Consider the following 9,541-nt stretch of genomic DNA (forward strand, 5'->3'; position numbering starts at 1 on the left):
CGAGGCCCGATGAGCCACGGCACGACCAGGGCCGAATACCGGTGGATCCGCGCCGATCTGCGCGCCAGACGGGCCCAGGCGCTGCTCACGGTGCTCGCGGTGGCCGGCATCGTCAGCGCGCTCATCATCGCCGCCACGCTCCTTGAGGACGGCACCAACCCCTGGCGCGGGCTGTTCGAGCGGGGCAACGGCGCCCACGTGTGGATCCACACCAAGGACGCCCCCGACCCAGCGACGCTCAGGGCCCTCGACGGCGTCACCGACGTCGCCGGGCCGTACCGCAGTGCCCCGGCGACGCTGGTCCAGGGCGGCAAGAAGACGCCGGTCGCCCTCCAGGAGATGGCGCCCGTGCTCCCGGCGGTGGGCCGTCCCCTCGTGAAAGAGGGCCGCTGGTTGGACCCGGGCGACCCTGAGGGCGTGGTCGTGGAGCGGTCGTTCGCCCAGGCCACGGGCCTGCGCCCCGGCGGCTCGTTCTCGGTCATCGGCCTCAACGGCGCCACGCACGCGCTCACGGTGACCGGGCTCGCCGAGAGCGGCGACCAGGGCTTCTACCCCGAGTGGACCCCCGGCCTCGCCTGGACGCTCGCCGGGACGCTCGACCAGGTGGAGCCCGCGCTCGGGCGCAGCGAGTCGGTGACCGGGCTGCGGCTGGCCGACCCGGAGGCCACCTCCCTGATCGTCCAGCGCACGATCACCAAGCTGGCGGGCCAGGTGCAGCGGGTGTCCACCTGGCGCGAGGTCCAGGCCTCCATGGCGCTGGACAACCGGCTGCTCGGGGTGCTGCTGGCGCTCTTCGGCGTCGCGGGGCTCGTGGCCGCGGCCCTGGCCATCGCCAACGCGACCGGCGGCCGGGTGCTCAGTCAGCAGCGCGACATAGCCACGCTGAAGTCGCTGGGCTTCACCCGGCGCCAGGTGGTGCGCATGCTGCTCGCCGAGCACGGCACCCTCGGTCTGACCGGCATCGTGCTGGGAGTCGTCTGCGGGCGGCTGATCACGGTGTACGCGCTGGCCGAGACCGTCGCGGTCCCGCTCTCCTCCGCCCCGTTGCTGGCCATCGCCCTGGGTACGGCCCTGGTGGTCCTGGTCGCCGTCTGGCTGCCCGCGTGGCGCGGTGGACGCACGCCGCCGATCCCCGCCGCCCCGGCAGCTCCACCCCGCGGCCATTTGTCGCGCATGGCCCGTCTGGCCCTTCTCGTACGGCTGCCGCCCGCGCTCGTGCTCGGGGCCAGGGACGCCTTCACGCGAAGGCTCCCGGCCCTGCTGACGTCGTTCGGCCTCGCGATCCCGATGATGCTGATCACCATCGGCCTGGGCTGCTGGGCCTCCCTGGACGCCTTCAAGAGCCACCCCGAGCAGGTGGGCCAGGCCGCCGCGCTCACCGTACGGCCGGGAAGCCTCACCTCCGAGGGGGCGAACCGGGTGGCGCTCGCCGACGCGGACGTGGTGGCCGCCTACCCCGGGACGGAGGTCGACGCGCTGGTCCCCGGGCAGACGCGCACCGTGCGCACCAGGGCGATCGGCACCATCACCGACCCGTACCCCTTCTCGGTCGTCGAGGGACGCCCGTACCGTGACCGGGGCGAGGCCGTGGCGGGCCAGGGCCTGCTCGACCTGCTGAACGTGCGTATCGGTGACCGCACGCGGCTGACGATCGGCGGCACGCCCCTGATCGTCCGCATCGTCGGGCGCGTTCTGGAGCCCGAGCAGGACGGCGAGGTGCTCTCGGTGGCGCTGGACAGCCTCGCCCCGAAGGACGCCCTCCCGCCGCAGTTCTACGGCCTCGTGCTGCGGCAGGGAGCCGACCCCGCGGCCGTACGGTCGCGGCTCCAGACGCAGTCGCTGGAGGTGTCCCAGGTCGTGAACCCGGCCGACCGGCTCTCGGTCATCCGGGTGATCATCGTCGCGCTGGTCGTGGTGCTGGCCCTGCTCGGCCTGGCCAACCTGCTGACCGCCAGCGCGCTCGGGCTGCGCGACCACGCGCTCGACCTCGCCGTGCTCAAGGCCATGGGGCTCACCCCGCGCCAGGTCATGGCGACCCTGGTGACCGGCACGGGGCTGCTCGCCGTGCTCGGCGTCGGCGCGGGCGCGGTGGCGGGGGCCCTGGTGTCGTCCGGGCTGATCGACCTGCAGGGAGCATCGAGCGGCATCGGAGCGGGCATCGGCCGCTCGCCCGCGCCCCTGACCCTGCTCGTCGCGGTCGTGACGGTCGTCGGCGCGGCCCTGCTGGTCGCGCTGATCCCCGCCCGCAGGGCCGCCCGTGCGCGGATCCCGGTGACCCCCCGCTGAGGGTCACCGGGCCGGTGCTTCGGTTCAGCGCTGGGTGAGCGAGAACCAGTAGAAGCCGTGCCCCGGCAGGGTGAGCAGGTAGGGAAGCTCGCCGACCACCGGGAAGGGCACCTCGCCCCGGCACTCCACCGGCGTCATACCGGCGAACCGCCGCAGGTCAAGCTCCACCGGCTGGGGGTGCTTGGAGAGGTTGTTGACGCACAGCATGCGGTCGTCACCCTCCTCCCTGACGAACGCCAGCACGCTGTAGTTCGGCGACCACAGCTCGGTGTAGGCGCCGGTGCCGAACACCGGGTGCTCCCGCCGCACCTCAAGCATCTTCTTGGTGAAGTGCAGAAGAGACGAGCCGCTCTTCATCTGGGCCTCGACGTTGACTGCCTGGTAGCCGTAGATCGGGTCCATGATGGCCGGCAGGTAGAGACGGCCGGGGTCGCCGCTGGAGAAGCCGGCGTTGCGGTCGGGGCTCCACTGCATCGGCGTGCGGACCGAGTCGCGGTCCTCCAGCCAGATGTTGTCGCCCATGCCGATCTCGTCGCCGTAGTACATGACCGGGGAGCCCGGCATGGACAGCAGCAGCGCGGTGAACAGCTCGATCTGGTCGCGGTCGTTCTCCAGCAGCGGGGCGAGCCTGCGCCGGATGCCCAGGTAGGCCCGCATGCGCGGGTCCTTGGCGTACTCCGCGTGCATGTAGTCGCGCTCTTCCTCGGTGACCGTCTCAAGCGTCAGCTCGTCGTGGTTGCGGAGGAAGATACCCCACTGGGCCGTCTCGGGGAGCTTGGGGGTACGCGACATGATCTCCGAGATCGGCTCCCGCGACTGCCGGCGCACCGCCATGAAGATCCGCGGCATGAGCGGGAAGTGGAACGCCATGTGGCACTCGTCGCCGCCCTTGGTCGGGTCGCCGAAGTACTCAACGACGTCCTCGGGCCAGCCGTTGGCCTCGGCGAGCAGCACCCGGTCGGGGTACAGGCGGTCGACCTCGGCCCTGACGCGCTTGAGGTAGGCGTGGGTCTCCGGCAGGCCCGAGCAAGCGGTGCCCTCGCGCTCGAAGAGGTACGGCACCGCGTCCAGGCGGAAGCCGTCGATGCCCAGGTCGAGCCAGAACCTCAGAACCTCCAGCATGGCGTCCTGAACGGCCGGGTTCTCGTAGTTCAGGTCGGGCTGGTGGTGGAAGAACCTGTGCCAGTAGTACTGGCCGCGCACCGGGTCGTAGGTCCAGTTGGACTCCTCGGCGCCGACGAAGATGATCGGCGCGTCCGGATAGCCGGTCGGGTCGTCCGACCACACGTAGAAGTCCCCGTACGGCCCGGCCGGGTCGTGCCTGGACGCCTGGAACCACGGGTGCCGGTCGCTGGTGTGGTTCATCACCAGGTCGGTGATGATGCGGATGCCCCGCTGGTGTGCCTGCTCGATCAGCTGCACGAAGTCACCCAGGTCGCCGAACTCCTGGAGGATCTTCATGTAGTCGGCGATGTCGTATCCGCCGTCGCGCAGCGGCGACTCGTACAGCGGGAGCAGCCACAGGCAGTCCACGCCGAGCCACTGCAGATAGTCGAGCTTCTCGATCAAACCCCGCAGGTCCCCGGTCCCGTCGCCGTTGGAGTCACGGAAACCGCGCACCAGCACTTCGTAGAAGACGGCTCTCTTGTACCACTGGGGGTCAGACGAGATGAAGTCCTCGGAAACGGATTCCGGGCATGGTGAAGCGCTCATAGGTATCGCTCGCATCAAGAGAGTAGGGCGGTGCAACTCAAGGGGGGCTCGCGCCGTCGGAGCCGTCATCCCTGCGGCTCCCGCCCCACGTCGGCACCGAAGGGGTGGCTCGGTGCGCAGCGTGTTTCGGCGCTGTTTCGCGGAAGACTAGCAGGCCATAAGGGTCATCCGACGACGATCAGTCAGGGACGGCCGGTGTCCCGACCGCGTAATCGGCCCCACTCCCGAGACCGGCCACGTAATGCCCCGCGTACACTCCGTGTCCCCGCAGGTCGCAGGGCGCTTTCAGGCCTTGTGGCGAAGGGGTTCACGACGTGCTCGACCACGGTGGCGTGAGGTCGCCGAGCACGTCCTCGTAGTCCGTCAGCCAGGAACCGAAAAGCACCAGCCCTCGCAGCCAGAAACGCGAGTTCCACGAGCCGAAGGCGGTCAGCGCGTCCGGTCCACCGGCGATCACGTCGAGCATCCGCTCCGACATCAGGCCCCGGACCGTCGCCGCCTTCAGCAGCATCCGGTGGTTCCACTCGCGGGCGGCCGGGCCGTTGGAGCGCAGCGGCACCCGGCGGTGCGGCAGCGCGCCGTTGGTGGACGGGAGGGCGGCCACCCGCGGGTTCGCGGCCCGCAGGATCTCGCGGTAGAACTTCCCGCCCTCCTTCCGGTCCACGGGCACCGACAGCGTGGCGTCGAAGAAGTCCGGATAAAGGAAGGGGAAGACCGGAGTCGCCTCGGGGCCGACCAGGTTCACCGGGGAGCGGGCGATGCCCCGGGCCGTACGGGTGTGGAGCACGCTCAGCGGGAGCTCCGACCTGTGGCCGCGCAGCATCGAGGTCGCCTGGGCGAACGCCGTGCCGACCCGGTCGTCGACGAAGGCGAGCGCGGGCTCCGACAGCATCGGCAGGTGCGGCTCACCGGTCGCGAGGGCGGCGAGCAGGGCCGCCTGCCGGTCGGCGGAGGACCCGGCGCCCACGGCGTCCGCGGTGATCAGGAAGTTCTTCATCAGCGGCCCGCCCGCCAGGCCGTCCACGACCGCCCGGCCCGCCTTGTGGACCTCCCTGGCGAAGGGGGAGTACCAGGCGTGGTGGCTGGTCAGGTACTCCAGCCTGCGGGCCGCCCACCGCGCCTCGTCGGGGTACGCGGCGGGATCCTGCGGGACGATCCGGTGGGAGATGCCCAGCTCTCTGGTGATGTAACGGGCGAAGTCGATGTCGTTGTCCAGGCCGTCGTCCGGGCTGGTCGTCCACGACTCGACGTCCATCTTGCGAGCCGTCGCCACCGAGGCCAGCAGCCGAGAGTCGTACCCGCCGCTCACCGGGACCAGCAGCGGCCGGTCGTCGAAGGGCTTGAGCGCCTCGTGCAGCAGCGCGACGATGTCGCCCGCCGTGACACCCCGGTCGAACGGCTCCTCCCGCACCCACCGGGGGGTGCGCTTCTCGACGGTGATCCTGCGGGCCGAGCGCGACCAGATCAGGGCGGTCGAGCCGGGCAGCCGCCTGACCTCCCGGTACGGGGTGTCCTCCAGCAGCGGGTAGGTCAGCTTGAGTATGGCCGCCCAGGCGTCCCAGTTGACCTCGTACGGCCTGCGCGCGAGCGCCAGCAACGGCTCGATGGCGCCCGCGAAGTAGATCGCGTCGCCGTCGGACAGGTAGTAGACGTCGATCAGCCCGAACGCCCCCGTGTGCAGGGTGACGGCGCCGGGCTCGTCGATCAGCCCGGGGGTCTCCCAGGTCTCGCCCGCCGCCCACCAGGACATCGCCCTCTCCGGCGCCCGCTCCGCCCAGGCGAAGCGCTTGGCGCCCTCGCCGTACGGGGCGGGGGGCTCGTCGCCGTAGGGGGCCGGGGGCTCGCCGTACGGGGCCAGGGGTGAGGAGCTCAGCAGCGCCGCGTCCGGGGCACGGTGGACCTCGCGCACCGAAGGGCCCGCGTCGCGGAGCAGTTCCAGCCTGGCCGGGTCGTAGGCCCCGATCGCGCCGCAGACGTACGGCCGCGCCGCGTACTCCGGCCACATCCCCTTGCGCACTGGATCTCCCCCCTCAGCGAATACCTGCCGAGTGTACGGACTTGTCGTAGTTCGAGATGGTCGACCCAGATCTGCGATTATTCTTGCTCGACGTCTGGGGACACGGTGATGGCATGAGTGAAGAGTTGGAGAGCACCCGGTCGGCTCTCGAAGCGGCCGTGGCGGCGGCTTCCCGCGCCGCCGAGCTCACCCGCCTGCTGGCCGACTACCAGGAACGGCTCGCGCGGGCCGCCGTGTCGGAGGCCGAGGCCGTCACGCGAACGCGGGAGGCCGAGGCCCGGCTGAAGGCCGCCGAGAGGCAGGCGGCGCAGCTGGCGAAGAACCTCGCCGAGCAGCGCTACCAGACCGAGGTCGCCCAGTGGCGCCTTGAGTCCGTGCAGGCCAGCCGGTGGTCGAAGCTGGGCGACGCCATCCACACCAAGAACCCCGGCGAGGTCGCCCGCACCCTTCGCACCCCGATCAGCAAGCGTTCGGCGCCGAAGCGGTCCGACTTCTCCCCGGTCCCACCGGCCGCCGAGGTCGCGCCCGTGGCCACCGTCGTCCCTGAGACGGCAGGACAGGCGGTGTCCACCGCCATGGCCGAGGGCTTCGTGGTGCCCAAGGGTCCCCTGGCGCGGCCGTACCTCACCGTGGCCGCCATCGTGGACCGGCAGTCGGAGGCCCTGTTCCGCTACGAGTGGCGCCAGGTCACCAACTTCGGCCCCGACAACTGGAAGGCGATGCTGGACGAGCACCGTCCCCACCTGCTGTTCGTGGAGTCCGTACGGCCCGGACCCCGGCAGGGCAACGGCGGTCGGTGGCTGGAAGAGCTCGCCGGACGGTCCCGTGGGCTGCGCGACCTGGTCGAGGAGTGCAGCCGCAGGGGCATCCGCACGATGTTCTGGCACTCAGCCGGTCCGATCTCCACCAGCGTGCCCATGGCCTCCCTCTTCGACCACGTGCTGGCCACCTCGGAGGCCAGGGCCCGCGAATGGCGGGCCGCGCTGCGCCACGACCGCATCGGGATCCTCCCCCACGCCGTCCAACCCCGCGTCCACAACCTCATCCCCGCGGCCCCCGCACAGACCGCCGCCCTTGCCGGGACCGCCGATGGGCCGGCCGCGGCAGGCCCGCCGGTGGCCGCCGCGCCCGTACGGGCCGGAGTGGGGCTGCTCGGGACGGCCGTCCAGGGCGATCCGCCGCCGGACACCGGATGGCGGCCGCTGATCACCGACAAGGCCACCTACGACGACCTGCTGACCGCCTATCGCTCGGTCTCGATGGTGCTCGCCGGGCCTGACGCGGACGCGCGGACCGTCGAGGAGCTGAACGCCTGCGGCACCCCGATCATGCAGCTCGCCGCGCCCGTCGCCGGCGACGAGGCCTCGCTGCGCCGGGCCGTGGACTCGATCGGCGAGTACCTGGCGGCCGACCTCGAATGCGCCTCGGAAGCCCACGTGGCCTGGCGCGCCACGGTGCCGGTCACCCCGCTGCTCGACCCGCTGCTCGACGTCGCCGGCCTGCCCTCCGTGCGGAACTCCGCCACGATCACGGCCGTCACGGCGGTCACGAACCCCATGGAGCTCGACCAGCTGCTCACCCAGCTCCGGCGGCAGGCCCACGCTCCCGGCCAGCTCGTGATCGTGGCCGAAGGGCTGGACGCCGCCGTCGTCGAGAAGGCCGCGCGAGCGGTGCACGGGGGCGACGTGGTGGTACGCGAGACCGGAGCGCCGGTGACCCGGGGCGCCGCGCTCGACCGGGCGCTCCGGCTGGCCGACGGTGACCTCGTCGCGGTCCTCGACCCCCGCGACCTGTACGGCGAGCACTACCTGGCCGACCTGGCGCGGTACTTCTCGGCCGTGGAGGCCGAGATCCTCGGCAAGGCCTCGTTCTACGCGCACATCCAGGGCACCGGGGCGACGCTGCTGCGCCAGCCCGGCGCCGAGCAGCGCTTCCTGCCCGAGCTCGCGGGCGGAACGCTGCTGGGCCGCCGCCAGACCCTGGTCGACCTCGGCATCGCCGACGTGTCGGAAGAGTGGGACGACGTGCTGATGCGCCAGTGCCGCACAGACGGCATCCGCGTCTACTCCGCCGACCGCTACTCCTACGTCTGCCGCCGCCCCTCCACCGAGGCTCGCCTCCTCGCCTCCTCCCACCTGCACGGCTACACCCCCGCCGAACCCCTCGCCATGATCTGACCCGCCACCCGAGCGAAGCGAGGCCCATTGTCAGGTGGTGAGCCGGATGCTGACTTGCGTTCCCAGTTCCCGGAAGCCGAGCGCTCGTGCGACGCGCCGTGAAGGCTCAGGGCGCGCTCTCCACTGGGGGAGCATCCCGTCCTCCAGCGCCTCAGCGATCGCCGCGGAGGCCGCGAGCCGTGCGAGGCCCCGTCCTCGATGACCGGCGGCAGTGAGGACGGACAGGTGCGCGACCGAGTCGGGCCAGGAGCGGTAACCGGCAGCGGCGATCACGTCTTGGCCGTCACGGACGACGAAGGCCGCCGACGTGATCTCCTCCAGGCCGCTCTCGTCCCTGTCGGCATCTCCCGCCGACGCCAGGAATGACCGAAGGTCACGATGAGCGGCCGGCAGCTTCTCGACATCAGCGGCGCCATGCACGGCCGCGAAATCCCCGGCGTCGAGATAGGCCAGGGTCGCCGGGCCGAGCACATCGCTGATTCGCGACGTCGCCCGGAGCCGATCGAGGTCGATCGTCGCCTGTCCGGACTGCGCGAGCAGCGCATCACGCATGAACTCGACTCCGCCCCCTTCGACCCCCGTCAGGGCTTCGCCCCCGTCCGCGTGTCAGGTCACGCGTAGTGAACCGTCTGCGTTGAAGTCGAAGGCACCGTAGGCGACCTCCCACAGGTAGCCGTCCGGGTCAGAGAAGTATCCCGAGTATCCGCCCCAGGAGGCATCCACGGCCGGTTTGACGATCTCCGCCCCCGCGGATGCCGCGAGCGCCAGCACCTCGTCGACCTGGTGCTTCTCGCGGACGTTGTGCGCCAGCGTGATCCCGGTGAATCTTGAGCGCGGCATGTCCCAGCCAGGTCCGACGTCCTCGGCGAGCTGGTCGTACGGGAAGAGCGCGAGCGTGACCCCTGAGGTCTGGAAGAACACGATGCCGTCCTCGGGCGTGCGGGACGTCGGCAGCCCGAGCCCGTCCTTGTAGAACCGGTACGAGCAAGCCAGATCGGCCACGCCCAGGGTGATCAACGACACACGAGGTTCCATGGCGGGAAGTATGGCGAACCGCACCGACAGTACGACGTATTGACCTCCTCCCCCTCGTAAACGAGGGGGATTCCCCGCGGTCACCCGTGGGGGTTCCTGCTTCGTCGCCAGTCGCCCGCCAGGAGGACTCCCCTTGAGGTCTTACACCGGCTCCACAGGCGTTTCATCTCTCCGCAAGCCCTGCGGCGAGGATGTTCCTGGCCGCGTTGACGTCCCGGTCATGGACCGCGCCGCAGGCGCATTCCCACGTCCGGACGTTCAGCGGCATCTCATCTTGCAGGGCACCGCACGCCGAGCACAGCTTGGAGGAGGG

7 protein-coding genes are annotated in these 9,541 nt (G+C 71.2%); 2 read left to right on the forward strand and 5 right to left on the reverse strand.

Annotated elements, in window-relative coordinates; genetic code table 11:
- Nucleotides 1-9: 9 nt before the first annotated feature.
- Nucleotides 10-2,286, forward strand: a complete 2,277-nt coding sequence (locus AB0O34_RS19140) for an FtsX-like permease family protein (RefSeq protein WP_363916963.1) — start codon at nt 10-12, stop codon at nt 2,284-2,286.
- A 24-nt stretch (nt 2,287-2,310) separates the two neighbouring features.
- Here the strand turns inward: AB0O34_RS19140 and treS are convergent, their stop codons facing one another.
- Entirely contained in the window at nt 2,311-3,999 is a 1,689-nt protein-coding gene (gene treS, locus AB0O34_RS19145; RefSeq protein ID WP_363916965.1) for a maltose alpha-D-glucosyltransferase, read from the reverse strand.
- A gap of 307 nt (nt 4,000-4,306) precedes the next feature.
- Nucleotides 4,307-6,016: an asparagine synthetase B family protein gene (locus tag AB0O34_RS19150; protein WP_363916967.1), complete on the reverse strand. Its 1,710-nt coding sequence runs from the start codon at nt 6,014-6,016 to the stop codon at nt 4,307-4,309.
- 113 nt (nt 6,017-6,129) lie between these two features.
- Between AB0O34_RS19150 and AB0O34_RS19155 the strand changes: the two genes are divergently transcribed.
- Entirely contained in the window at nt 6,130-8,193 is a 2,064-nt protein-coding gene (locus AB0O34_RS19155) for a hypothetical protein (protein ID WP_363916969.1), read from the forward strand.
- 30 nt (nt 8,194-8,223) lie between these two features.
- Here the strand turns inward: AB0O34_RS19155 and AB0O34_RS19160 are convergent, their stop codons facing one another.
- The 3 genes from AB0O34_RS19160 to AB0O34_RS19170 all read right to left on the reverse strand — a co-directional run.
- Nucleotides 8,224-8,745 carry a GNAT family N-acetyltransferase gene (locus AB0O34_RS19160; protein WP_363916971.1) on the reverse strand — a complete coding sequence of 174 codons (522 nt, stop codon included), beginning with the start codon at nt 8,743-8,745 and terminating at the stop codon, nt 8,224-8,226.
- 54 nt (nt 8,746-8,799) lie between these two features.
- Complete coding sequence (locus AB0O34_RS19165) at nt 8,800-9,216, reverse strand: VOC family protein (RefSeq protein ID WP_363916973.1); 417 nt, start codon at nt 9,214-9,216, stop codon at nt 8,800-8,802.
- Between the two features lie 175 nt (nt 9,217-9,391).
- A partial coding sequence (locus AB0O34_RS19170) for a zinc ribbon domain-containing protein (RefSeq protein WP_363916977.1) occupies nt 9,392-9,541 on the reverse strand: 150 nt, incomplete at its 5' end.

It is taken from the genome of Sphaerisporangium sp. NPDC088356, from assembly GCF_040685555.1.
GTDB lineage: Bacteria > Actinomycetota > Actinomycetes > Streptosporangiales > Streptosporangiaceae > Sphaerisporangium.